At 41.8% G+C, this 402-nt stretch carries 1 protein-coding gene; it reads right to left on the bottom strand.

Annotation, left to right across the window (positions count from 1 at the left end):
* Positions 1–402 (bottom strand): hypothetical protein (locus AC4GME_RS18805; protein ID WP_490380039.1); only part of this gene is annotated, 402 nt, incomplete at both ends.

Raw genomic sequence — 402 nt, 5'->3', positions numbered from 1 at the left:
CGTTTTCATCGGTGCTGAGAATCCCCACCCATTAATCACCTTGTTTGTCTTTGCTCGATTCAGTGATGTCGGTACTATCATTAAGTTACGCGCTGAAACTTCACCTACTCTACATCCACCAGATGGTTGTAATGGGAATCGGTGGTCAGCTTCTAATGGTTGCATCATTCCGATGTCGTAATCCTCAGAAATCCCGAACTCAGCCTCCTGAATAAAACCGTAATAACTTCTATACATCATTAACTGTTTATATAAAGCCAATAATTCTAAATGGTCTGTATTCTGAAACGCCTCGACATAACCAGCCCTTTGCGCTTGATTCCTGAACCATACCCAATAAGAAGAGCCCGTAATGTTATTCCTAAGGCATTGCTCACAACGGAGAACCCTTAAATCTAATGT

Source organism: Psychromonas sp., from assembly GCF_983033635.1.
The sequence above is the reverse complement of the archived record's forward strand: the minus strand, read 5'-3'. Positions and strand labels throughout refer to the sequence as shown.